Raw genomic sequence first — 25642 nt, 5'->3', positions numbered from 1 at the left:
ACAAGGTGTAATAATGACAATGAAAGTAGGCGTTATCGGTGCTGGTTCTCTAGGTACTGCACTTTCACAGACAATCAGTGAAAATGTTGACCAATTATTATTACATGTCAGAAAACAGGAATTATGTGATGACATTAACAATATGGGATACAATACGCACTATTATCCTAACAGAAAATTGAATGACAATATTAAAGCAACAACAGACATGAACGATTTGATTGATTGCGAAATCATATTTTTAGCGATTCCCTCTTCTGCATTTAGGCCAACTTTAAAAAGCTTAAAGGAAGTGATTTCAAATGATACCATACTTGTTACAACCGCTAAAGGAATTGAATATCCTTCCTTAAACACAATGGGGGATTTAATCTCAGAATATTTCAATAACGAATATGTTGTATTGTCCGGCCCTAATTTTGCATCAGAAATCATGATAAAGCAACCTACCCTCACAAATATCGCATCAAGAAACCCGGAAAATTCCAAAAAGGTTAAGGAAGTCCTAACCACCAAACATTTCAAAGTCAAAATCATTGATGACATCAGAGGAATCGAGCTTTGCGGCGTTTTGAAAAATATCAATGCGATTGCAAATGGAATCTGTGAAGGTATGAAAATTAATGAGAATGCAAGATATGGAATCCTGACAAAAAGTTTTGAAGACACAATCACAATTATTGAAGCATTCGGAGGAGTTTCAGAAACCGCACATGAATACTGCGGATTTGGAGATTTGATTTTGACTTCAACTTCTACCGAAAGTAGAAATCATACCCTCGGAATCCTATACGGCCAGAGGTTAATCATCGATGAGGCCGCAAGCGGAATAGTGTTTGAGGGAAAGAATTCAATCAGAGCGGTGAAAGACATCTGCGCCAACAAAAACATCAACAGTAATATTGTGGATTTCGTTTATGACGTTATTATTGAAAGAATGAACCCTGTTAAAGCATTCGATATATTATGGGAGAAAATAGAATAGAAGGTGAAAAAATGATTGGAGTAATTTTATCAGCAGGAATGGGTACAAGATTGATGCCCCTTACAAAAGAAATTCCAAAACCTTTGCTTGAAGTTAATGGAATGACTTTGCTTGAGAGAATGATGAAAAACCTAATGAATGAAGACATTAAAGAATTCATTGTAATCGTCGGATACAATAAGGAGAAGGTAATTGATTTGGCTCCTAAACTGGAAGAAAAATATTCAGTTAACATAAAAATCCTGGAAAACGAAAAGTACGACGTTACAAATACATCAGTCTCAACATACATTGCAAGCAAATACATTGAAGAAAATCAGATGGATGACTTCATATTAATCAATGGAGACAACGTAGTTGACCCTGAAATCATCACAAGAATAGCTGAAAGGGAAAATACCAGTCTGATTGTGGACAATTTCAAAGACCTGAATGAGGAATCATTTAAATTGATCATTGAAAATGAAACATTCAACGAAGACAAGACAATTGCAAACGGAACCATTGCAAAAATCGGCAAAGGGATTGACATTGCAAGCTCCACAGGAGAATTCATCGGAGTTTCAAAAGTCTCCAAAAATGACCTTTCCAAATTCAATGAGATTCTTGAGGACCTGATGGATGAAGACAAACAAAACTACTACGATTTTGCATTCAAAACATTAAGCAGAATCAGTCCGATTGATTATGTTTTAACAAACGGACTTAAATGGACCGAGATTGATGACCATAACGACTGGGATCAAGCTCAAAAATTAATTGATGAATTTGAAAACTAATTCATTAATTTTTATTTCTTTTTTTATTTTTTCAAATCATTGAAAAATACATTAATTTCAACAATATTTATAAATCGCTTTAAACAAATATAATGATAATATAAAAATTACCCTATAAGGGAGGAATTATTATTAGTGACGATGTTGACATGATGTGTGGACTTGAAATCCACGTACAATTAGAAACCGAATCAAAATTATTCTGTGATTGTCCTACAAACTATCAGGACGCACCTATTAACACAAACATCTGTCCAGTTTGTCTTAATCAACCAGGTGCAAAACCACATCCTACAAATGAGAAAGCTCTTGAAAATGCATTGATGATTGCATTAATGCTCAACTGTGAAATAGACCAAGACGTAATTTATTTTATGAGAAAACATTACGATTATCCTGACCTGCCATCCGGTTATCAGAGGACCTCAGTTCCTATCGGAATCAACGGCGAATTGAACGGAATCAGAATCAGGGAAATTCACGCAGAAGAAGACCCAGGTCAATTCAAGCCGGACAGAGGTACCGTAAACTTCAACCGTTCCGGAATTCCATTGGTCGAAATTGTAACAGAACCGGACATAAAATCTCCAGAGGAAGCAAGGAACTTTTTAAAAGAGTTAATCCGTGTTATACAATACAGTGGAGGAGGCCGTGGTGAAGGTACCATGAGGGCAGACGTAAACATCTCCATCAATGGAGGAAACAGGGTTGAAATGAAAAACATCAACTCCATAAAAGGTGCATACAAAGCATTGAAATTTGAACTCATAAGACAAAAGAACCTTGAAAAAAGAGGAGTTGAAGTAAAACAGGAAACCCGTGCATACCTCGAATCCCAAATGATTACTGTAGGTATGAGGATGAAAGAAGATGCTGACGATTACAGATTCATCACAGATCCTGACCTGCCACCGATGAAAATTTCCGATGAAACAATCCAAAGGATTCTGGACACAATGCCTGAAGCTCCACACAATAAGGTTAAAAGATTTGTTGAAGATTACGGCATTGATGAAGAATCAGCAAAAGTACTGACTTCAGAATTGGATTTGGCTATCGCATATGAAGAAGTTGTAAAAGAAGTCGATTCCAAGTTTGCTGCAAAAGTAATGAGGGACGAACTTAAAAGAGTATTGTCATACAACAAGCTAGACTTTGCAGACAGTGGAATCAGCTCCCAGGATTTAATCGAATTTTTAAACATGCTTCAAAATAAAGAAATTACCGCAAAGGCAGGCCATAAAATTATCGAACAAATGCCAAACAATGAAAAGTCTCCAAAAGAAATTGCCGAAGAGTTAGGATTGCTTGGTGTTGTTAAAGATGACGAAGTGTTGGCTGCAGTAAAACAGGCAATTGACGAAAATCCAAAGGCCGTTGACGATTACTTAGCTGGTCAAAAAGCTTCCTTAAACTTCTTAGTTGGCCAAGTGATGAGATTAACTCGTGGAAAAGCTGATCCAGGAGAAACAGTTAAACTTTTAAAAGAGAATATAGAATAGGAGGAAAGCTAAATGGGAAAAAAATCTTTTGTTAAAGATTATATGACTAAAGATGTTATTAGCGTTTCTCCAGAAACTAAAACCACTGACATTATAAAGCTAATGCAGAAAAGTCACCACAACAGTTACCCTGTAGTGAAAGATGGAAAGCTGGTGGGAATGGTAACCGCATTCGATATCGTTGCTAAAGAAGATTCAGAAACCGTTTCTGGAATAATGAGTACAAAATTAGTCGTCGCTAATCAAAACTTATCAATAAATGATGCTTCAAGAGTGATGTTTAGAAGAGGCATTTCAAGAATGCCCGTTGTGGATACTGACGGAACACTCGTGGGCATTATCACAAATACAGATATGGTTCGTTCACACATCGAAAGATCAACCCCTAATAAAGTGGAATACTTCAAAAAAACAATGGAACAGCTTTATGGAATCAAAACAACTTTAAGGCATATGCCTGTTGAAACCAAAAAATTAAGACCTACACAGGACAGGGTTTATGCTGACGAACTGGAAGGAAGAGCTTATGAGTTAGAAAAAGGATTGGCAGAACCTGCAATTGTTGTAAAAACCGGTGACAGATGGATTTTAGTTGACGGTCACCACAGAGCTGTTGCTTCAACACAAAGAGGCTATGAAACCGTTGATTCATATGTTGTTGATTTAGGCACTGACATCAAGTTAGGTATGGAAAAAACTGCAGACAAGGCAGGAATCAGAACCTTTGATGACATCGAAATCATTGATGATGACAAACATCCTTTGATTGCACTTACCGAAAGCATGCAGGACCAAGAATCAAAAGGTGACGATTAATGGACAATGACAAAATCATAAGAGAAGTCTATGAAGTATTAGAATCAAGAAGGGACAATCCCATTGATTCATACACTTCCAACATCATGAAAGACAGCGACAAAAAAGCAGAAGATAAGATACTTGAAAAAATAGCTGAAGAATCAGGGGAAGTGTTGATAGCTTCCAAAAATGATGAGAACCTCGTATATGAATCTGTTGACCTGATATTTCATACATTGTTGCTTTTAGTCTATAAAGGTGTAGAACTTGATGAAATATTTGAAGAATTCGCCAGAAGGCGAAAATAAGTTAAATTATATTAATAGAATATAACATAAATTTAGTTAATTGAAAAATATTGGTAATTACAATGTTTGATACGATTTCGGAAAAAAAATTTTTACTAAAGGAGTTAGTTAAAAAGAATTTAACTTCAAAATATAAGGATTCAGTTTTGGGAATCCTTTGGAGTTTCTTTAACCCACTTCTAACTATGTTAGTATTCACAGCAATATTTTCCATGCTGTTTGGACACAATATCCAAAACTATCCTGTCTACTACTTGGCGGGAAGATTGGCATTTGATTTCTACAACCATGGAACCAAAGGAGCTATGAACTCCATTAGAAAGAATGCAGGTCTCCTGAAAAAGATTTATGTTCCGAAACGTATGTTTGCCGTGAGCTCAATATGTTACGAATTCGTAAATTTCCTAATTTCATTTGCCATACTCTTCGGAGTTATGATAATAACAGGCGCACCGTTCCATATAACATTAATATTTACAATTATACCAATTGTCTTTTTAGTTGTGCTTGTATTTGGTGTGGGATTGATTTTAGCGGTCTGCAATACCTATTTCACTGATATAGGTTACCTGTACAATGTATTCACATTAGTGCTGTTATATGCATCCGCAATGTTCTATCCAATAGAAATCGTTCCTGCCCAGGTTCAAATTCTGTTTACTTTAAACCCGGTTTACTGTGCAATGTCCTGCTTTAGACAATGCGTATACGGAACAATACCTGACATTTCAATGCTACTGTATCTGGGCACATTTGCATTAACAACATTAGGAATCGGATTATTATTATTCCACATTTACGATAAAAGATTAGTTTTAGAATTATAGGTGTTATTATGAGTATAATAGGAAAAATAAAAAAATTACTTAATAGATCCTCAAGCGACTCATATAATAACCAGATTGAAGATAATGTTGCCGTTAGAGTAGAGCATGTATCTATGGAATTCAAAATCAGCAAAGACAAGATTGACACTCTAAAGGAATATGTTATCAGAACCATTAAGCGCAACAAAAAGGAAAAGGAAAAGATTAGAATTTTAAATGACATTTCCTTTGATGTGCAAAAGGGGGACAAACTTGGAATCTTAGGATTCAATGGTGCCGGAAAAAGTACTCTTTTAAAGATATTGGCCGGAATTTACGAACCGACTCATGGAAAGATTACAATAAACGGTAAAGTGGCTCCCTTATTGGAGTTAAGTGCGGGTTTTGACAAGAATTACACAGGTAAAAATAATATTTACCTAAACGGTGCATTTTTAAGTATGGATAAAGATTTCCTTGATGAAAAATTTGATGAGATAGTTGAGTTTTCAGAACTTGGGGACTTCATCAATTATCCCGTTAAAAACTATTCTTCAGGTATGAGAGCAAAACTCGGTTTTTCAATTGCAACTTTAATAGAACCTGATATCCTGATTGTCGATGAGATACTGTCCGTTGGAGACATCAAATTCAGGAAAAAAAGTTCCGAAAAGATCAATGAGCTTATGTCCGAAGGAGTTACCGTATTGCTCGTATCCCACTCAATCAATCAAATCAGAAAGATTTGCAATAAATGCATTTGGATTGAAAACGGACAGATCGTTATGGAAGGGCCTTCAGATGAAGTTTGTGATGCATATGTTACAAACGCCGAAGGCGACACCAAGAAAAAGAGAAGGAGAAAATAGCCCCGAGGTAAAACTATGGATAAACGATGGATAGGAATTATCATTATATTGCTTGCAGGATTAGGGTGCATGTATCTTATTGTTGACAATTCAACAAGCGTGGGAAGCGCAGTTAGCGTAATTAGTGACGTTACAATAACATTGCCTCATGGATATGCTAATACCGAAGACGGAAGCAATTATTGCGTATTATACAAGGAAGCAACCAAAGAGACAATGCGTATTAAATGCCTGAAGGATTCAAAAGGTTATATTCAAGAATATAATACCAATTTAGATTTTCTTAAAAAGCAAGGAGACATCAAAATCAAAAAGAACTTCACCAATGATACCTTAAGCATGATTGAATATGAAAACCAATCAGCAACAAATAAAAAATTCATCAGCATGGTTTACTTTGACAAGTGTGAGCATACCTTTTCAGTTCAGATGGAACACTTCACAGACGATGAAAGTAAAGAAAAAACAATCAATTTCATCATTAACAACATGAAATATGATTTCAAACAGAGAAAATAATTTAATCTCTTAAGCAATATTGCATATTGCACATTCCTCTTTCAAAATTGAGGAATTTCACCCTTTTTTTATTGAATTCCCTAAATCCTATCCTTTCATAAAGTTTCTTTGCACTGACATTTCTGAAATCGGCATCAATGGTGACTCTCTTATAGTTTTTGGATCGGGCATACTCTATTACATCACACACAACCCTTCTTCCGATTCCCTGACCTCTCAGACTGGAATCGATGGCAATTTCTGCCAGATACAAGTCATGATCTTCGATGTCCGCCAATGTAAAATGGTCCAAAATATCCACTATCAACAGTCTGGGGGACTTCAAATAGAACTTATGAGAAATCCGAGAGTCATAAAGCATCAAAACCCCTATGATTTCACCATCATCATTCAGAATGACCTTGAAAAAATCGCCCAGTCCCCTTTTGGGCAAGTCCTTGGCAATGGTTTTGATGGCACTTTGCTCATCTTTAAAAAGCATGTCAAATGTCCTGAAATCAACATCATAGGTCAGCTTAGCAACTTTATCCAAATCATGTTTTTCAGGATCAAAGGTTTCATATTTCATTTAATCACTATTTACGATAGTTAAGGCAAACACTCCTGCTCCGAATCCATTATCAATATTAACAACAGCTATACCGGGGGCACATGATTGAAGCATGGCATCAAGAGCCACCCTTCCACCTTCTCCAACACCATAACCTACAGATGTCGGAACAGCAATGACCGGCACGTCAACAAGGCCTGCAACAACTGACGGGAGTGCCCCTTCCATTCCTGCGCAAACTATAAATGCCCTGACACCTTCACCCACCATATAAGCGATTTGAGGAAAGAGCCTGTGAATTCCGGCAACACCAATATCATATGAGGTTATCGCCTCGCATCCGCCTTCCTCTACAATAACGCGGGCCTCTTCTGCAATATTGATGTCCGAAGTGCCTGCCGTTATTATTCCTATTTTGGCAATCGGGTCCCTTTCAATTATTTCTTTTCTTATAATCAAAATCTGAGCCCTTTTGTTATAGTCGAAAATGTATGAATTCTTGCCTAAATCCTCGGTGATTCTCTCGTATCGTTCATGAGACAATTTTGTAATTATCAAATTCTGACTGCTTTTTTCAAGATAACTTCTAATGATTGTAATCAAGTCCTCATAGTCCTTGCTCGGTGAAAATACCGCTTCTGGAAAACCTGTTCTTTCAGTCCTTTTGATGTCGAATTTGGCTATATCGTCAAACTCCAATATGTTATTGGCCTTGAGAAGTTTTTCCGCTTCATCCACATCAAGTTCCCCACTTACCAATCTTTCAAGAATATCTTTCATAATATAATATATAGGATAAAATTATATAAAATTTAACTTACAATATTATAATTTAATGAAGGCTTTAATGATTTTAACTCAAGGAATTGTCCAAGGCGTAGGATTCAGGCCATATGTATATAGGTTAGCGACAGATTTAGACCTCAAAGGATACGTAAGAAACCTTGGAAATGTAGTTGAAATCGTTATTGAAGGAGATGAAACCTCCGAATTTGTTGACAGGCTAGCTAAAGAACTGCCCCCAATTGCAAAAATAGATTCGATGGAAGTCAGCGAAATTGATGCCAAAAATTATTCTGATTTTGAAATCATTGAAAGCGGAGACACATATTCCGGAGTCAGCGTAATACCACCGGACATCGCAATATGCGAAAAATGCCTTGAAGAGATCAGAAATCCTCAGGACAGGCGCTACAAATATCCTTTCAATGCCTGCACCGATTGCGGACCAAGGTTTACCGTCATCGAAAGCGTTCCCTATGACCGTGTGAGAACTTCAATGGAGGATTTCCCATTGTGCGACGACTGCCTTGTCGAGTACAGACAGCCATTGGACAGGAGATATCACGGAGAGGCAATCTGCTGCAGCGACTGCGGACCTCAAATGGAGATATATGAGGGAAACGCAAAATTGGATGTGGAAAATCCGATAAGAAAAGGTGCCGAAATCCTGAAGAATGGAAAAATTTTAGCAATCAAGGGAATCGGTGGAACACACCTTGTCGTTGATGCATACAACGACAGCGCAATCAGGGAGCTCAGGTCAAGACTTAACAGACCGAATCAGGCATTTGCAGTAATGTGTAAAGACCTTGAAAGCCTTGAAAAATATGCTATTTTAAGCGAAAAGGAAATAGAGACAATAACCTCAAACAAAAGGCCTATCGTTATTCTTAAGAAAAATGAAGGTTACGGATTCCCCGAAAGCCTATCACCTGGCCTCCACAACATTGGAGTCATGCTTCCATACTCACCGATGCACTACCTATTATTTGATGAAAGCGACATCGACACCTACGTCATGACATCTGCCAACATTCCGGGAGAGCCTATGATGATTGAAAACGATGAAATCATAGGTGGCGTCAATGACTATTCCCTAGTTCACAATCGCCGAATACTGAACAGGTGCGACGATTCCGTCATCAGATTCAGAAACAACGAACTTTCATTCATAAGGCGTTCACGGGGATACACCCCAGAACCCTATACAATAAATTATGATGTAAATGACCTTAACGTGCTGGCAGTTGGTCCCGAACTTGACGTGACATTCTCCATAGCCAAAGGTGACAGGGTATACCCTTCACAGCATATCGGGAATACAAACAAGCCGAAAACACTGATGTTTTTAAGGAATGCAATTGAAAACATGGAAAGGATTACAAAAATCAATGAGTTTGATGTCATTGCCTGCGACATGCATCCCCATTTCTTTACAACACGCCTGGCACATGAGCTGGCGGAAAAGTATGATGCGGAAGTCCTGCCGGTTCAGCACCATCATGCACACACAGTGGCCCTTGCAAATGACCATGGAATCGATGAGATAATCAGCATTTCAGCAGACGGCGTGGGATATGGCAGCGACGAAACCAGCTGGGGAGGGGAAATCCTATATACAGATATCAATTCATTTGAAAGGATGGCCCATCTTGAGCCCCAACTGATGCCCGGAGGAGATGTTGCAACAAGATATCCCGCAAGAATGCTTGCAAGCATCCTCAAGGATGACGATTTGATCGGAAACTATATTGACTACTTCAAATATGGAGAAGTTGAAATCAGAAATATCAAAAAGCAGATTGATGCGGGCATAAACGTTGGAGTCACCACAAGTACCGGAAGGGTTCTTGACTCAATGGCGGTTGCTCTTGAAATCTGCCATGAGCGTACCTATGAAGGGGAATGCTCAATGAAGCTTGAATCAGCCGCATATTATTCAACAAAAGAACTGGAAATTCCGGTGATTGTTGAAGGCAATCAGCTGAACACCACTGAAATCCTTCGTGAAGTTGTCAGACTATATCAAAAAGGTGAGAAAAAGGCCGATGTTGCAGCGGCAGGCCAGATTGCAGTTGCAAGAGGTTTAAGTGAGCTTGCCATACAATCCTGTGATAAAAAAAGCATTGAGGATATTGGTGCAACCGGTGGAGTGTTCTACAACGAAGCAATAACCGACTGCGTCAAGAGTCATGTTGAAAACAATGGATATAATTTCATACAACACCTGAATACCTGTGCAGGGGACGGTTCTGTTTCTCTTGGTCAAAGCATTGTTGGAAAAAAAGTTTAAAAGTATTATTTGGATAATACTTTTTTAACAAAATCTAAGTTATAACCAGTTAAATTAACAATATTTTTAACACTGCAACCATTTTCAAACATGTTTAAAACTGTTTGTTTCATACTTTCTTCAACTTTATCATTGGCAATTCTTTGAGCATAATCTTCTACGATTTTCATATTACCACCTAATAGATTAACTACTGTTTTTTTAATTGAATCACTTTTAACGAATTTATCAGCTAATATTAACTCGATTCCTTTGATGAATTGAGCAATTTCATAATCCAAATCATTTATATTTGATATTAAGTATGTAGTTCTTAATATACTTTGTTCCACATTTGTAGAATTGGTCATGAAAGGAACCAGACTTAATAACATCAGTTCATCATCAGTCAAAATTATATTATGAGTTATTTTGTCATTTATCATGTTAATGATTTCATCACCGTCAAATGATTTAAGGGAATGGACGTATATTGGAAATACTGCTTCATCACTGATGCTGTAATATTTGGTTTTTTCTTTTTCCACTGTACTTAACACATGGACTTCAATATCCTTGTTGGATTTGTTTTTGATGTGATCAATTAGTGCAGTGTAAAATCTGAATCTTTTCTTGTCATGGATATCGACATAAGTACTTTGAAATTCGATAATATAGATTTTATCAGTTACTTCAAGGACAAAATCCGGCTTGTACATCTTGGGTTCGATTACACTGAATTCTGTTTCATGCACCTGAACTACTTTTCCCTCTAGATTCATTATTCTCAATATGGATTCTCCTGCCCTCCTGCCATGACTTTTGAAAATGACATCCTCATGAAACTTCAATTTTTCACCTCTTGAGATTTTGTAATTACAGTCTAATTTATAATTAAAAGTATTTAAAAGTATGTATACTAAATTAAAGCAATATTTTCTAATTAAATCAATTAAATAAGGTTAAATAAATAGTTATAATAAAATTAAATATGATACAGTGAAATAAATATTAAAAATATAATATAAAAAAAGTAAAAAAAGTGTTTGAAATTAAATTCAAACAAAATTATCTGCTTCTCATGGTCCTTTCAAGGATATATTCTGCCCTATCCAAAAGGTTACCATATAATCTGATTTGATTTCTCAACTCGTCGATTGCCTCGAGTTGTCCATCGTCGATTCTCTTTTCGATATCCAATAACTTGGACCATTCGTCTCCTGATGGCAGTTGCAATGTATTGAGCATGTCGTCGGTAAACTGCACATCGAAGTTATTTCTGTTGATTGTAATGTGGATGTTAACTTCGTTCTGCAAATCGTAGTATTTACGAGGACGGCCTCTTAAAATCTTTTTATAAGAAGAGTTTAGGATACCTATATCTTCCATTGCACGCAAGTGTGCGATAATGGCTTTCTGTCCAATGTCAAGTTCATTGGAAATTTCACTAACAAACATAGGTTCTTCCCTTAAAAGATTTATGATATCTCTTCTAGTCTTACAACCCATTACATCAAGGATATCCTCTACATCAATGTCATCTGAAGGCCCATTGTAATTGGTTCTCAATTCAATGTGACCTTGAGGTGAATCAGCATTTCTCAATGTCGTTTGCATTAGTCATGATTATACCTTATGTATCGAAACCTTTATATAACTTTTTGTTACTATAATAATGTAAGAGAAAGATAACTTTTTGTTACTTTAATATTTGGTTCAGAAAAACTTAAAGTAATAGCTCTTAAATGATGAACCATTTTCCTATATGTCCATAAATTCCCAAAAACCGAATATTAAAGACAAAAAAGAAACCTTCTCGGTTAAGAGTTATTACATTAGTTTTTCAAACAACCTAAAAAAGGTGTAACTATGACTGATGAAAATAAAAGCGAAACTGAAGTGGAAGCTCAAGATTTACAAGAAAAATATGAAGCACTCCTTGAAGAAAAAGACCAGGAGATAGAAAAGCTTCAAAACGATCTTGAAAAATCCGAAAGTGAAACTCAGGAATACATTGCACTGTCCCAAAGGCTCCAGGCAGATTTCGAAAATTTCAAGAAAATAACCGACAAGAGAAATCAGGACCTGGTAAAATTCGCAAATGAAAATCTCATAAAAGAATTCCTGGACTGTTATGAAGACTTCGGTAGAGCTTTGGAAACAGAAAACAATGATGATTTAAGAAAAGGTATTGAATTGATCTACAATAAATTTAGTGATGTACTTGCAAAAGAGGGAGTGAGCGAAATTCCTGCAAAAGGAGAAAAGTTCGATTTGAACAAGCATGAAGCACTGATGGTTCAGGACTCCCCCGATGTCGAAAACGGATACATTATTGAAGAGCTAATGAAAGGATACATGTACAAGGACAAAGTCCTCAAATACTCAAAAGTTATAGTTTGTAAAAAATAACGTTTATTAAATAATCTATTAAAAAAAAATAAGGTGATAATTATGTCTGATACTAAAAAAGAAAAAATTATTGGAATTGATTTAGGTACAAGTAACTCAGCCGCATCTGTGCTTGTAGGAGGAAAACCAACCACAATCCCTTCTGCAGAAGGTGCAAGCCAATACGGAAAATCATTCCCAAGTTACGTTGCATTTACCGATGACGGTCAAATGCTTGTCGGTGAACCTGCAAGAAGACAGGCAGTAACAAACCCTGAAAACACCATTTCAGCAATCAAAAGAAGCATGGGTACCGACCACAAGGTTACCGTAAACGGAAAACAATACTCTCCACAGGAAATTTCCGCTTTCATCTTGCAAAAAATCAAAAAAGATGCTGAAACCTTCCTCGGAGAACCTATCCAAAAGGCTGTAATTACCGTACCTGCATACTTTGACGACAACCAAAGGACCGCAACAAAAGATGCAGGAACAATCGCAGGACTGGATGTAGTAAGGCTCGTAAACGAACCTACCGCAGCAAGCCTCGCATACGGTCTTGACAAATCCGAAGAGGATGACATGAACATCATGGTATACGATTTAGGTGGAGGTACCTTAGACGTGACCATCATGGAATTCGGTGGAGGAGTGTTTGAAGTAAGATCCACCAGCGGAGACACCCAACTCGGTGGTACCGATATGGATAACGTATTAATCAAATACCTTGCTGATGAGTTCAAATCAAAAGAAGGCATTGACTTGATGGACAATGACCAAGCAGTACAAAGGTTAAGGGAAGCTGCTGAAAAGGCAAAAATCGAATTGTCCACCACCACAACCACTGAAGTAAACTTACCTTTCATTGCAATGGGAACTGACGGAACCCCTAAAAACCTGATCATTTCACTTACAAGAGCAAAATTAGAAGAGCTCGTCGATTCAATTGTCGAAAAATCAGGAAAACCAATGCAACAAGCATTAGATGATGCTAAAATGAGCAAATCAGAAATCGACAAAATCATTTTAGTCGGTGGACCTACCAGAATGCCAATCGTACAGCAATTCGTGGAAAAATTCATAGGAAAACCAGTCGAACGTGGTATTGACCCAATGGAATGTGTATCCATGGGTGCTGCAATTCAAGGAGGAGTATTGGCCGGTGAAATCAAAGACATCGTTCTTTTAGACGTTACCCCATTATCCTTAGGTATCGAAACCTTAGGTGGAGTTTCAACCACTTTAATCGAAAGGAACACCACCATCCCTACCAAGAAAAGCCAAGTATTCTCCACAGCTGCCGACAACCAGCCTTCAGTGGACATCAACGTTCTTCAAGGTGAAAGGAAAATGGCAGCAGACAACACTTCACTCGGACGTTTCCAACTTGTAGGAATTCCACCTGCACCAAGAGGCGTTCCACAAATTGAAGTAACCTTTGATATTGACGCGAACGGTATCATCAATGTAACCGCTAAAGACAAAGGAACAGGTAAAGAACAGGCAATTACCATTACCTCTTCCACCAAACTGTCCGATGAGGAAATCGAACAAAAAATCAAAGAAGCGGAAATGAATGCTGAAGCAGATAAGAAAAGACAAGAAGAAATCGAAATCAGAAACAATGCAGACTCATTAATTTACACTTCAGAAAAAACCTTAGATGAACTCAAAGATCAAGTATCTGAAGATGAAAAAACTAAAGTCGAAGGACTTGTAGCTGAATTAAGAGAACTCATAGCTGGCGATGACGTTGATGCCATTAAAGCAAAGTCCGATGAACTATCCAATGTAGTTCAGGAAATTGGTGCTAAAATCTACCAACAAGCACAGGCAGAAGCACAAGCTCAACAACAAGCAGGAGCTGACCCTAATGCAGGTGCTGGCGACAACAGCAATGATGACACAATAGATGCAGACTATGAAGTAAAAGACGATTAGATTAAATAATACAGTTTTATTGGATTGTTAGGTTAATGCAAAATCAGAATCAGAATCAAAAAAAATAGTTAAACTAACAATTAAAATAAAACTATTATTTATTCTATTTATTATTTTTTTAAGGTGAACAAATGGCAGACAAGCGAGATTATTATGAAGTTTTAGGCGTTGACAAAAGCGCCGATGAGAAAACAATTAAAAAAGCTTATCGTAAATTAGCCAGAAAATACCATCCAGACGTTTGTGATGAACCAGATGCAGAAGATAAGTTTAAAGAAGTAAGTGAAGCCTACGCTGTCTTGTCTGATGATGAAAAACGTCAAAGGTATGACCAGTACGGTCATGCGGGAATGGATGGATTTACAGCTGAAGATTTCTATCAGAACGTGAACTTCGACGACATTTTCCAGGGATTCGACATCGGAAACATATTCGACATGTTCTTCGGTGGAGGAAGTGGCCGATCCAGAGGAGGCGGCAGAACCGGTCCTCAAAGAGGCTCAGACATTTATACAGAAGTTCCTATCACTCTTGAAGAGGCATTCCAAGGCTGTGAAAAGGAAATCAAGATTACAAGAAGCGAATTATGTCCGACTTGCAACGGTTCCAAATCAAAGCCTGGCTCTGATCCGGCAACATGTTCAACATGTGGAGGAACAGGCCAAATCAAGGAAGTCAGCAACACTTTCCTAGGCCAAATGGTTAACGTAAGACCATGCAGAGAATGTGGAGGAACAGGTAAGATAATTACCGACCCATGTGAAGACTGCCACGGTAAAGGAAGCAAAAGAAAAACAAAAACAATCAAAATCGAAATTCCAGAAGGTGTTGATGAAGGCAATCACCTGAGAGTTTCCGGCGAAGGAAACTGCGGTGAAGCTGCAGGCCTTGAAGGGGATTTAATAGTGACAGTGCATGTCAAAAAAGATAAGAAATTCACCCGTGAAGGCGACCACATTTACATGGAACAGCAAGTGAGCTTCCCTCAAGCGGCATTAGGTGATGTGTTGAGCATACCTACCATCGAGGGAAAAGAGGTTGAGTTCAAGATTGCTCCAGGAACACAAAGCGGTACAGTATTCAAGCTAAGAGGCCAAGGTATGAACTCCGTCAGGCACAAAGGTAGAGGAAACATGTACGTTACCGTTAATGTTGTAGTTCCTAAAAAATTAAATTCAAAACAGAAGGACTTGCTCAAGCAGTTCGCTGAAATAAGCGGAGACGAAATCAAGCAGGTCAAAAGAGGACTCTTTGACAGGGTCAAGGATGCAATGGAGTAGATTAGTAAACACTAATTTACTTTCTTTACTATTTTTTGTGAAATATTTTTCATCACCAATGCGATTTCAAGGACAGATTTTTCCATGCATATTCTTGAAGATATGATCGATTAAATTAGATGCATTGAAAACAAGTATATGAATAAATTAGATTACATATTATATTATTAATCGATGATTGAAAAACGGTTATTTTAAATTGGGCAATCTACATGAAAAAATAAAAAAAGTAATAGAGATTAAAAATCCCTATTTTTTAATTTTAATTGTGTTTTTAATTGTGCATCCGCCATAACTTGAAGTGATGGTATACTTTCCAACCTTCAGATTTTTCAAGGTTACAGTAGCTATGCCCTTTTTATTGGTTTTTACCTTGTATTTTTTACCTTTGATTTTAAAGGTGACTTTTTTCTTTTTAAGGATCTTACCATTTTTATTCACTAATTTTGCTGAAAACTTAATCTTTTTGGCTTTCTTTTTGGAAATATTTTTAGCGGTTAAAGTAGGCTTGATAACAATTTTGTTAGACACCTTCTGGCCATTATGTTCAACAGTTATGGTATAAGTTCCTACCTTTTTAACGGAGTAAGATACGTAACCGTTAGCATCAGTTTTAAGATTTACTGCCTTGTTATTTACTTTAATGGTAATTGGAGAATTAACAAGATAATTTCCATTTTTATCAGCAATTCTAATTTTGTAAGTTACAGTATTCCCAAAGTAGACATTGAAGTTTTTATTTCCACTGATTGATGCGACGACGGTGACTTTGGCATTTGCTGAATTTGCATCATAATTAGAATCCTTAGCAGATGAAACGACAATATTATGTAATCCCTCACTGGCAGAGGACAAAATAACTTCCCCATTGGCATTTGTCTTGAGATTTTGAGATTTGCCGTCAATAGCCACCACAACATCCTTATTGGCTACTGCAAAACCATTATTATCAATAATTGTTGCCAATACTCCACCATATCCCACTTTATTGTTTAAGGTAATGGTGATTGGAGCAAACTCAAGAATTGTCAAAGTACCATTGGCCTCGGATTCAACATAATCTTCTGATTCCTGAACGATTGCAGTGACATTGGTTACTTTGCCAAAGTACCCTTCAAATCCTTTATCAATGAAGTATGTTATTGTGGCAACACCATTTGAATCTGTTACAGCACTGCCCCATGCCTGTCTGTTTCCTGTATCGAAATTATAGAATCTGACGGTTAGACCACTTACAGGTTTTCCCAATCCGTTTGTGACTGTTGCTGTGAACTTACCTTTGATACCATCTTTTACGGATACATTGGTAACCACAACATTGAGAAGTCCTTTGGTAACAGTCAAACCATAACTTTCAAAGGTGGTGACCTTGAAATCTGGCTTATGGAAGACCGCCTTAATAGAGTATTGTGCATCGCTTATATAGGATTCATCAAGCTGATAGTTCAGGGTTGCTTTTCCGTCCGCAACTGTCGCATTTCCAATTAGATTATCATCGCTGTCATAGAATGAAACAACAGCCCCATCTACAGAAACGCCATCCTGACCTTGAACCCTTAAAACAATGTCGCCTGAGCACAGGTATGGAATTTCAACATCATCAATAGCTCCAGTGACTGTGCAAACATAATTGTCTTTCACGACATTTCCGGAAGTTGCATTTATGGCCGCTGTGGAATTTCCGAACTCTGATTTTAAGAAATTGTCTTCAACAGTGTTTCCGACTCCGTCAATGTTGATTGCAAATCCTTTTTGAGAGGTAATGTTGTTGAATTTGATTATGTTGCTGGTTGCATTTCCGGACAAGTAAACACCAGCATTTCCGCTGCCTAAAGAGTCATGGTCGACGAATGAAACTTCTTCACCGCTACCGTTTGCCATAATATCATTATTTATGATGTTGTTGTTGCTGCCTGAGAAAACCATGCCGTAGACCTGTTTACCAGTGGCATTGATCTTATTGCCGTCTACAACATTATCATAGGAGTTGTAGCCTTCAATTCCGTATGCCACTTCTGAATTCAATGTGAACTGATTGTTCTTGATTATTGAATCGTCGGATCCTTCCAGATTGATTCCATATGTGACGCCTGAAGTGATGTCTACGATATTGTCTGAGATAAATGTCCTTTCGGATTCATCGCCAACAATTATTCCTGTTGTTGCATATGGACCATTTAATGATATTTTATTTCCGATGAATCGGTTATCAGTCGCACCTTGGCCTGCCGGAGCAATATGTCCGGTTTTATATCCTAAAACACCTACACCATAAATGTAATTGTCATGGCCTTCTACGACAACAGTATTGTATGAAACATTATTGCTGTGACTATTATAATAAATGTCAATACCTACAATTGAATTTTCAGAGCCGTTAATTCCGGTTGTAGGATAATCTTTGTCCAAATTGGAGGTGACAGATACGTTATTGCCGAAAACCTCATTGAATGAGGAGTATAGCAATAGGATTCCATAGGTCCTATAGATTTCAGGAACCATATGGTTTGTTTTGCCATAGGAAATTCCACCGATGACAAGCTCATTGCCGTCAAGGCAGTATACCTTTCCGTCAATGCATACGCCACCATCCAAACAGTAGGTTACGCCATCAATGCAGATAGTGCTTCCGTCAATGCAGTAGACATTATCACCGATAGTCACATTATTGTCTACAATCGGATATTTGACCCCATCATAAACAAGTTCATTTCCATCGATGCAAACGACACTGCCGTCAAGGCAATAAATAGTACCGCTGATATTGATTTTAGAACCATTAACGGAATATACATTATCTCCGATCTTAACCTTGCCATCTACTATAGGGTAACTAACATTATTGACCCAAAGCTGACTGCCATCAAGGCAATAGACATTTCCATCAATGCAGACATTTCCATCCAGACAGTAGACAGTACCATCAATGCAGACAGTGCTGCCATCTACACAGACTTCAGTACCATTGACATTATACACTGTACCCTCAATGGAGCTTTCCGGTGAATATCTGTATCTTTCACCGGTTCCAATAGTGCGGACAGTATTGCCTTTAAAAGTACAATCTTCAGAAGAGTAAACCAACAAGGTGTATGCCAGGAATTTTCCTTCAGAAAATAGAGTGTTATTGAGGACTTCCACATAGCTGGATTCCAGGACATAAATGGCATATGCTGCATTAGGATCTGTCACTTCAATAGTATTATTGACTATCTTAACGCCCGGAGCCTGATTTACATAGATACCCCATGCATTCAATCTTTCGGTGTTCTTATTTTTGATGGTTATGTTTTCTATCCAGACTCCTCCGGAAGTAACCTTAAATGTTGAATTCAAGAATACAGCAGTTTCCCCGATTACTTTTATGGCCTTGTTAACATAAATAATTTCATTGGAAAATGTTCCCCTGAATTTCAATATGGCACCATCTGTCGCATTGCCTACCAAATTACCGTTTGGAGTAATGTAACTCCTGATATTGTCAGGAGTCACGACATATGTTTTACTTTCATCATACTTATATGAAGGTTTGCTGTCATCATAAATGCCGGACGGTGTGTTTATTTTTTTGCCATGAACAGTGTTATTTTCAATTATACCGCTTCCTTCTTCAACACCGCTTGCATCAATAGCATATTCATTTGAAGTGATTACATCATTGAATGTGATGTTTACATTTGAAGGCATCCTTTTTGAGTTTAATTTATCGATAAATATTCCAATAGCTGAACCACTGTTAATATTGTTTTTGGTAACCAGCAAGCCGGAACCGTCATCTTTTTCATAGATTCCAGCACCGCTTACGGTAGAAACATTGTTGTTCCTGATAACTACATTATAACCTGCAGCTGTAATTCCCATTCCCAAATACTTAACATCAATATCGTTGTTTTCCACAACAGAGTTATCGATGACACTGATTGCAGAACCGGTAGATATAATCTTTGCATTAACAATGTGATTGTTGGTTACAATTGAATAGGCAGAACCTACAATTGCATTTTCACCACCAATTTCAACCTGATTGTTATTGTAATCGGCACCGGTTAAGTTGATAATCCAATTATCATCAATGGTATTGTGAACTCCTGCTGTAGAAACTCCCCTGTATGCTCCGATGATTTTGTTGGATTTGATGGTGTTATATCCACCCATTACCTGAATGGCATAACTCCAGGATGTTGGAAGCACATTGTATTTTATAGTATTGTTATAAATAATATTGAAATTGGAATCTCCACCAGATATAGGGCCTCCATTGTAATTGGATAAATAAATCGCATTTGCATCATCCACATACAAATCATTGCCGGCTATATAATTATTATGAGAACCTGAAACCAGCAATGTTGGAGTGGAACGGGTACCATGACCATAATCCGCACCGCTAGTGGTTAATTTATTGCCAGTCACATTATTATAATTGGCACCATTTCCTAAACAAATCGGATAAGAGGACCTTCCTTTATTAACAATAGTACAATCCTTAATTACACAATTACTTGCACTATTTAAAAAGATACCATAACTCATATCAGCATTATTCGTAATCTTCAAATTTGAAATGGAACTTCCAGAAGCTCCATTTAAAAAAGTAAACACTGAATTGGACATGGAATTGGAAGATTCTCCAACTACATTTACAGTCTTATTGAAAATGAAATTCTTATTTGAAAATGATCCTGAAATCTTAATGGTATCTCCAGACTTCACGTTATCCTTCAGATTTCCGTCATTGTCAAAATAAGTTCCATAATTACTACTATCTACAGTATATTCACTGTTTAAAATATCTTCAGGAATATTCGATGCTTCAACAGCATTCACATTACTTTCATCGCTGGTTAAATTCATATCCACATCGTCTGCAGCGCTAATGGCCGCTATAGATATGAAAATCAGCAATAAAATTAATAAAATGTTGATTTTTTTAAACATAATTTACCTCTCAAATTAAATTAAAGATTAATTTTTTGATATTTATTAAAAAACACCTTAAAAATTATCTATTATATTATTAAATATGGAAATAAAGTATATTTAAAAATTACTAAAAAAAGAAAAAATAGTGATGATTAACCTAATAATCATCATAATCGTCGTCATTATCTCTAACATAACCGACTAAAAATATTGCAATCAATGCAATTACTGCAATAATTACAAATATAGGCATGCTAGATTCTGTTGCACTAACAGATTTGGATGTAGATGTATCTGAAAGTTCATATGCCTTAGCACCGGAATCACTTCCCCCACCAGAAGATGAGGCGTCCTGTGAACTTGACATTTCTGAAGCTGATTTTGCATCGCCAGCTTGAGATGCATCTTCACCAGCAGAAGTATGTCCCCCATCATTTGAACCATCGGATTTCTGTTGTGAAGTTCCATTTGCCAAAGTATTAGCACTTTGCTTACCATCATTATTCTTGTTTCCTGATGATTTGCCGTTAGAATCCCCTTGGTTCACATTGTTGTCTGCATCCTGCTCCATTTGATATAATGGATCTGTGTTAGTGGCTTGAGCCAAGATTTCTGCAAATTTCTGTTTTTGAGCTGGAGTTAGGGAACTCATTTGAATAAGTTCCATGTTAAACGCCAAATTCTTACATGTGTGGTGACAACATGCAACGCCATACTCGATTACACTTTGCATGTAACTATCGACCAGCTGCTGTACCTTACCTGGGTCCCCATTCCAAAGCCCCTGATTATTCATATAGATTAACCATGCCATGGAAGATTGGATACCTGGAGCCAATGTACCTTTATTGACACCTGAATTAATTGAAAGAGCTGTATCTGCCATTTGATTTCCCAATTCAGAACTCATACCTTGACCGCCAAGTACTGTAGACGCATACATGTTTTGCATTCTGCTAGCCCATGAATTCATTCCCGCAGGAGTGTTGATTAAAGATTCGAAATATTGCGGATTTATAACCATACTTCTAATCTCGAATTCCAATTCCTCATGATAAGTCCTTGATATGTACTTGTTCTTATTCCTGATATCTACAAATGCAGTGTCAGGGTCTGATTTACCGGATTCACTCTTTTTGGCTCTGGCAGCATTATACATTCCACCAAACCAATCATAATAATCATCTGAATCGAATAATCTCCATGTACTGTCAAAGTTCTGGGTAATCAAATCAACATTGTCCAAAAGATATTCATAGTTTGCCCTTTCCTTTTTAATGACAATGTTTCCCTTTTCATCAATAGTCCAGGAGTAGGATACCTTATTCAGGTAGACATCCGCAGCATATGAGTTTACAGTTGAAATATTCCAATCGGAAGTGCTTGGAATAAGATTGCTCATACCAGTTCCTTCCAATATATTTCCAGGTAAACCAAACAGCCTATCTAAAGACGGATTTTCAGCATAATGCTTAATTACATAATTGTTGGTTTCATTTTCGCCTTCGGCAAAAGCAGCCATATTTACTGCAGTCAACATCCATGTAATCCAGTCCTTGTTACTGGTCACCATACTTGCAAATACATCAATTCTAGGCCTGTTTACAACAGTGCCGTTGCTCAATGTAACAGTCAAATCCTCTAAAGGAATCATTTCAATGCCAGTTACCTTATCATTGGAATCAGATATCCAAGTAGGCTTACAACCTAAGAAGTATAAGAATTCGGCCACACCAATTCCCTCGGTCCTTGAAATTTCAGTACCCCATAAAATCAATGAAGTCAATTCAGGCCATTTTCCATGCTGTTCATAGTAATTGGCCAATAACAAATCAACAACTTTGACTGCAGATTCATAAGCTGCATGAGACGGCATCCTTGTTGGGTCTGATGAATAACCATCATATCCTGTAGGAATGGAATCACTGTATGCCGGATCAGCGAACAGACCCGGAGCAACATATTTTCCGTCCAAAGCTGCGAAAATTGCATTCCATTCATTGTTATTTTGAATATTGACAATTACCTGTCCTGCAAATTCGGTTGATGAATACAAGCTAGTATTTTTTGGAATGTTGAATCTTTGGTTTAACTCTTCAATTGAATTTCCATTGACCAGATATTCTATATATAATAGCAGGAACTCTTTAACTGAATGAGATTCATTTAAATAGTTTACATTTCCATTAATATCTCTGAAATAATCCTTATTTGCTAAATCAGGATATAAATGATGCAATATCTGATTGTAAATCTTAGTCTGTGAAGAAACGATAGCCGCAGTTTCCTGTATAAGTTCATAACCGGTTAAGATTTTACCGATATTATGCAAACCATAAGTATTGAAATCATCGCTCATGTCCTCTAGATAAACATGCAGCTCGTTTACCCATTCAGTGAAGTTTTCACCTTCAGTCATATTTCTAAAACCTAAACTAGGAGCCAATTTAATAATCTGTTCGGCATAGTATTCGGCATTAGATGATACATTTAAGTTAATTTGCTCTTTGTAACGATTGATATAATCGTTTAAAATAGAATAATTTCCATACAAATCAGTTGAAACCATTGCAGGAGTCATATGTGTAACCATCAGTGATGAAATTCTATCACGAGCAACCATAGCTTCCCCAGGGTTTGAAACAATATAAGGATAAATTGTCGGAGTCAATGTTAATTCAAATGTCCAATCTCCTTCAAGAGAACCTAGATTAGTACCAGGCAACCATTCAAGAGTTCCGTGTGTTCCCATATTAATAATGGCATTTGCCTTGAATGTCTTATCCATCCATTTATAGAATGACACATATTGCTGATGAGGCGGCAACTTTAAATCATGGTAATTCTGTACTTCCTCCCATCCACGACTTGGCTGGAAAGTGACAAAAATATTACCAAACCACATTCCCGGAATAACAATATACTGGTTTTTATAAACCATTATCTCACCAAGAGTGCCTTGCTGAGCCCATCTTGCCATCATTTCATCATATAAATCAGATTTTATATCTGAAGTTAATTGGAAGAAGTCCTTGATTGAAATTAATTGATTATGAGCCATTAAGCTATCCCAATTGCTTTCAACATATTGTTCAAGTAAACCTGAAGCCCAGGAACCCTTGTTACCCATCTTGAATACAAAATCTGTGAAATTGTCCAGACTCATCAAATCTTCAACATCACATCCAATATCATAACCTTGATTCGCTAATTTAATAATCAAATCATAAGTACTTAAAAATACATCAAGATATGATGCACCAATCTCCGCTTTACCTGGAGGATAATTATAAAGTACAATAGCTATTTTTTTATCAGAATTATTCATATCTCTTAAATCAGCCCATCCACAACTTAATTTAACCATCTTATCAATTCCAGATTGAATCGGATGAACAACACCTGAACCATCCACATATGATAAGATAACCGGACCGTATACTCCTTCAAAACTAGGATATGTCACAGCATAAGTCCATTCAACTTGTGGACCCAATTCACTATTATAACTGTATTCAGAGATTTCATTAACACCTTTTAAAACTGCCAAATCCATTTCAGATAAATCAGACTCCGCAGAACCATTAGCATAACTTAAAGACCAACTATATAGTGAAGTTATTGATGAGATTCCCACTGTAGAAATCTTATTGATTTTATTTAATATTGAGGACATTGAAGGCTGAGTGGAAAACTTGAAAATATTGAATGCCGGCCTTCCATTAGCTTCATAACCCCTGATTAAAGAATCAACAACGCTTCCACCATAATAGTAAGTTGCAATAGCTATGAACTTCTTACCTGGATTGAACTTAGAAGTATAATTAGCTTCAAATAGCTTAAATAACTCTGTTGGGTCCAATACATCTACGACCCATTGATTATAATTATCAGTCATCCAGTTTAGACTTCCTTCACCATCGTGATTATAACCAGGATTTTGCCTGATCCATTGATTTATTAAGGAACCTTCAGGAACAAGTGAGAAAATTCCTAAATCCGGATGGTAAAATCCACATTCCGGACTCATTAATGGAGCATTAGCTGCATTAAGAGTAGGATTTGAGTACTTAGATGGATTTATTAAATAATAAACGTAATTTAGGTAATTCTTCATATTTGAATGCAGAATATCAGATTCATTGATGTCTTTTGCTTGGAAATAAGAACCCACATATGTATTCTCAATAGTATTATATGTATTGCTGGTTGAGTTCGCTCCCACAATATGAATTCCAGTACCATTCAGAATTCTGGAATCATAAACCCCAAAGGTATATGCAACATTATAATTTGCATTTGCCGGTGACACCGCCAATAGCCTGCTCAATACTTCAGCAGTAAAAACGTTGCTTCCCTCTGCAAACATGTCAACATGAATAAAATTTGCATATTTCGCCAGCCACTCTCTAGATTTATCGTAATTAGTGGTGCTGATATATGCAATCCTCTTTGACATGTTCATCAATTCATCCACCTTTTCATTGTGAGAATTATAATCCACCAATAAAAGGATGTCTGGAATAAAGTTAAATTCAGCTTTAGCCGTGCCCCCATGAGATGTAAAATCAAATTGCTCTGACTTTATAGAATCATAGGTAGAATATGAAATTTCAACATGATACTTTTTGGAATCCAAATTCTTGAAAAATGCATCACCATTATTGTCCGTTACAAGGGTTTTAACTAAATTATTTGAGGAATCGTAAAGATTAACGGTAGCTCCCGCTAAGTTATATCCCTCCTCATCCCATGTTTTGCTATTTTCATTATAATAATGATTAACATGAATGTTAATTCCATTATTGCTTTCTGCCAATATTGGTTCTTCTGTTGCATTGAGAACCTCATGATTATGGGGAACTTCTAAAACATCATCTTGTTCTATAGGAGCACTTACAATATCCGACATTGTTTCATTATTTTCTGCAAATAC

General features: G+C 36.9%; 18 protein-coding genes. 12 read left to right on the top strand and 6 right to left on the bottom strand.

The features are described 5' to 3' along the window. Positions 1–13: 13 nt before the first annotated feature. The 8 genes from QZ138_RS03925 (at position 14) to QZ138_RS03890 (ending at position 6566) form a co-directional block, all read left to right on the top strand. On the top strand, positions 14–985 hold the full coding sequence (locus tag QZ138_RS03925) for an NAD(P)H-dependent glycerol-3-phosphate dehydrogenase (protein ID WP_292886455.1): 972 nt from the start codon (positions 14–16) through the stop codon (positions 983–985). 11 nt (positions 986–996) lie between these two features. Beyond that, positions 997–1764 carry a phosphocholine cytidylyltransferase family protein gene (locus QZ138_RS03920; RefSeq protein ID WP_292886452.1) on the top strand — a complete coding sequence of 256 codons (768 nt, stop codon included), beginning with the start codon at positions 997–999 and terminating at the stop codon, positions 1762–1764. Positions 1765–1913: 149 nt separating this feature from the next. Then, a complete protein-coding gene (gatB, locus tag QZ138_RS03915; RefSeq protein WP_292602135.1) occupies positions 1914–3266 on the top strand; it encodes an Asp-tRNA(Asn)/Glu-tRNA(Gln) amidotransferase subunit GatB in 1353 nt (450 codons plus the stop codon). Between the two features lie 12 nt (positions 3267–3278). Continuing rightward, entirely contained in the window at positions 3279–4082 is an 804-nt protein-coding gene (locus tag QZ138_RS03910; RefSeq protein ID WP_292886449.1) for a CBS domain-containing protein, read from the top strand. Next, the gene (hisE, locus tag QZ138_RS03905) at positions 4082–4372 is read left to right on the top strand and encodes a phosphoribosyl-ATP diphosphatase (RefSeq protein WP_292886446.1); all 291 of its coding nucleotides are present in this window, start codon (positions 4082–4084) and stop codon (positions 4370–4372) included. The genes QZ138_RS03910 and hisE overlap by 1 nt, the downstream gene beginning before the upstream one ends. A 62-nt stretch (positions 4373–4434) precedes the next feature. Further along, positions 4435–5199 (top strand): ABC transporter permease, encoded by a 765-nt coding sequence (locus QZ138_RS03900; protein ID WP_292886443.1) that lies wholly within the window; start codon positions 4435–4437, stop codon positions 5197–5199. A gap of 8 nt (positions 5200–5207) precedes the next feature. Next, entirely contained in the window at positions 5208–6047 is an 840-nt protein-coding gene (locus QZ138_RS03895; protein ID WP_292886440.1) for an ABC transporter ATP-binding protein, read from the top strand. A 15-nt stretch (positions 6048–6062) separates the two neighbouring features. Then, complete coding sequence (locus QZ138_RS03890) at positions 6063–6566, top strand: hypothetical protein (RefSeq protein WP_292886437.1); 504 nt, start codon at positions 6063–6065, stop codon at positions 6564–6566. Position 6567: 1 nt separating this feature from the next. Here the strand turns inward: QZ138_RS03890 and QZ138_RS03885 are convergent, their stop codons facing one another. Further along, positions 6568–7134 carry a GNAT family N-acetyltransferase gene (locus tag QZ138_RS03885; RefSeq protein WP_292886435.1) on the bottom strand — a complete coding sequence of 189 codons (567 nt, stop codon included), beginning with the start codon at positions 7132–7134 and terminating at the stop codon, positions 6568–6570. After that, positions 7135–7896 (bottom strand): nickel pincer cofactor biosynthesis protein LarB, encoded by a 762-nt coding sequence (larB, locus tag QZ138_RS03880; RefSeq protein WP_292886432.1) that lies wholly within the window; start codon positions 7894–7896, stop codon positions 7135–7137. A gap of 55 nt (positions 7897–7951) precedes the next feature. On the opposite strand from larB, the gene hypF reads away from it, so the two are divergent. After that, on the top strand, positions 7952–10192 hold the full coding sequence (hypF, locus tag QZ138_RS03875) for a carbamoyltransferase HypF (RefSeq protein WP_292886429.1): 2241 nt from the start codon (positions 7952–7954) through the stop codon (positions 10190–10192). 5 nt (positions 10193–10197) lie between these two features. On the opposite strand, the gene QZ138_RS03870 is transcribed toward hypF, so the two are convergent. Beyond that, positions 10198–11022: a hypothetical protein gene (locus QZ138_RS03870; RefSeq protein WP_292886427.1), complete on the bottom strand. Its 825-nt coding sequence runs from the start codon at positions 11020–11022 to the stop codon at positions 10198–10200. A gap of 217 nt (positions 11023–11239) precedes the next feature. After that, positions 11240–11680 carry an ArsR family transcriptional regulator gene (locus QZ138_RS03865; protein WP_342765663.1) on the bottom strand — a complete coding sequence of 147 codons (441 nt, stop codon included), beginning with the start codon at positions 11678–11680 and terminating at the stop codon, positions 11240–11242. Positions 11681–12040: 360 nt separating this feature from the next. On the opposite strand from QZ138_RS03865, the gene grpE reads away from it, so the two are divergent. The 3 genes from grpE to dnaJ all read left to right on the top strand — a co-directional run bounded on the left by grpE (position 12041) and on the right by dnaJ (position 15783). Continuing rightward, positions 12041–12583, top strand: a complete 543-nt coding sequence (grpE, locus tag QZ138_RS03860) for a nucleotide exchange factor GrpE (RefSeq protein ID WP_292602167.1) — start codon at positions 12041–12043, stop codon at positions 12581–12583. Between the two features lie 42 nt (positions 12584–12625). Then, positions 12626–14503, top strand: coding sequence for a molecular chaperone DnaK (dnaK, locus tag QZ138_RS03855; protein WP_292886421.1), 1878 nt, complete (start codon positions 12626–12628; stop codon positions 14501–14503). A 131-nt stretch (positions 14504–14634) separates the two neighbouring features. Beyond that, positions 14635–15783 (top strand): molecular chaperone DnaJ, encoded by a 1149-nt coding sequence (gene dnaJ / locus QZ138_RS03850; protein WP_292886418.1) that lies wholly within the window; start codon positions 14635–14637, stop codon positions 15781–15783. Positions 15784–16032: 249 nt separating this feature from the next. Here the strand turns inward: dnaJ and QZ138_RS03845 are convergent, their stop codons facing one another. Both QZ138_RS03845 and QZ138_RS03840 read right to left on the bottom strand, forming a co-directional pair. Further along, on the bottom strand, positions 16033–20721 hold the full coding sequence (locus QZ138_RS03845; RefSeq protein WP_292886415.1) for a right-handed parallel beta-helix repeat-containing protein: 4689 nt from the start codon (positions 20719–20721) through the stop codon (positions 16033–16035). A gap of 142 nt (positions 20722–20863) precedes the next feature. Beyond that, positions 20864–25618: a cobaltochelatase subunit CobN gene (locus tag QZ138_RS03840; protein ID WP_292886412.1), complete on the bottom strand. Its 4755-nt coding sequence runs from the start codon at positions 25616–25618 to the stop codon at positions 20864–20866. Between the last annotated feature and the right edge of the window lie 24 nt (positions 25619–25642).

The organism is Methanobrevibacter sp. UBA212 (assembly GCF_905233225.1).
GTDB lineage: Archaea > Methanobacteriota > Methanobacteria > Methanobacteriales > Methanobacteriaceae > Methanocatella.
This window is presented reverse-complemented; position numbering and strand designations above follow the sequence as displayed.

Coding starts and splice junctions, on each gene's coding strand:
- grpE (WP_292602167.1), top strand. CDS start 12,041: ATGACTGATGAAAATAAAAGCGAAACTGAAGTGGAAGCTCAAGATTTA.
- QZ138_RS03840 (WP_292886412.1), bottom strand. CDS start 25,618: ATGTCGGATATTGTAAGTGCTCCTATAGAACAAGATGATGTTTTAGAA.
- gatB (WP_292602135.1), top strand. CDS start 1,914: ATGATGTGTGGACTTGAAATCCACGTACAATTAGAAACCGAATCAAAA.
- QZ138_RS03895 (WP_292886440.1), top strand. CDS start 5,208: ATGAGTATAATAGGAAAAATAAAAAAATTACTTAATAGATCCTCAAGC.
- QZ138_RS03910 (WP_292886449.1), top strand. CDS start 3,279: ATGGGAAAAAAATCTTTTGTTAAAGATTATATGACTAAAGATGTTATT.
- dnaJ (WP_292886418.1), top strand. CDS start 14,635: ATGGCAGACAAGCGAGATTATTATGAAGTTTTAGGCGTTGACAAAAGC.
- QZ138_RS03890 (WP_292886437.1), top strand. CDS start 6,063: ATGGATAAACGATGGATAGGAATTATCATTATATTGCTTGCAGGATTA.
- hypF (WP_292886429.1), top strand. CDS start 7,952: ATGAAGGCTTTAATGATTTTAACTCAAGGAATTGTCCAAGGCGTAGGA.
- QZ138_RS03885 (WP_292886435.1), bottom strand. CDS start 7,134: ATGAAATATGAAACCTTTGATCCTGAAAAACATGATTTGGATAAAGTT.
- QZ138_RS03920 (WP_292886452.1), top strand. CDS start 997: ATGATTGGAGTAATTTTATCAGCAGGAATGGGTACAAGATTGATGCCC.
- QZ138_RS03845 (WP_292886415.1), bottom strand. CDS start 20,721: ATGTTTAAAAAAATCAACATTTTATTAATTTTATTGCTGATTTTCATA.
- dnaK (WP_292886421.1), top strand. CDS start 12,626: ATGTCTGATACTAAAAAAGAAAAAATTATTGGAATTGATTTAGGTACA.
- QZ138_RS03865 (WP_342765663.1), bottom strand. CDS start 11,680: ATGGGTTGTAAGACTAGAAGAGATATCATAAATCTTTTAAGGGAAGAA.
- hisE (WP_292886446.1), top strand. CDS start 4,082: ATGGACAATGACAAAATCATAAGAGAAGTCTATGAAGTATTAGAATCA.
- QZ138_RS03925 (WP_292886455.1), top strand. CDS start 14: ATGACAATGAAAGTAGGCGTTATCGGTGCTGGTTCTCTAGGTACTGCA.
- larB (WP_292886432.1), bottom strand. CDS start 7,896: ATGAAAGATATTCTTGAAAGATTGGTAAGTGGGGAACTTGATGTGGAT.
- QZ138_RS03900 (WP_292886443.1), top strand. CDS start 4,435: ATGTTTGATACGATTTCGGAAAAAAAATTTTTACTAAAGGAGTTAGTT.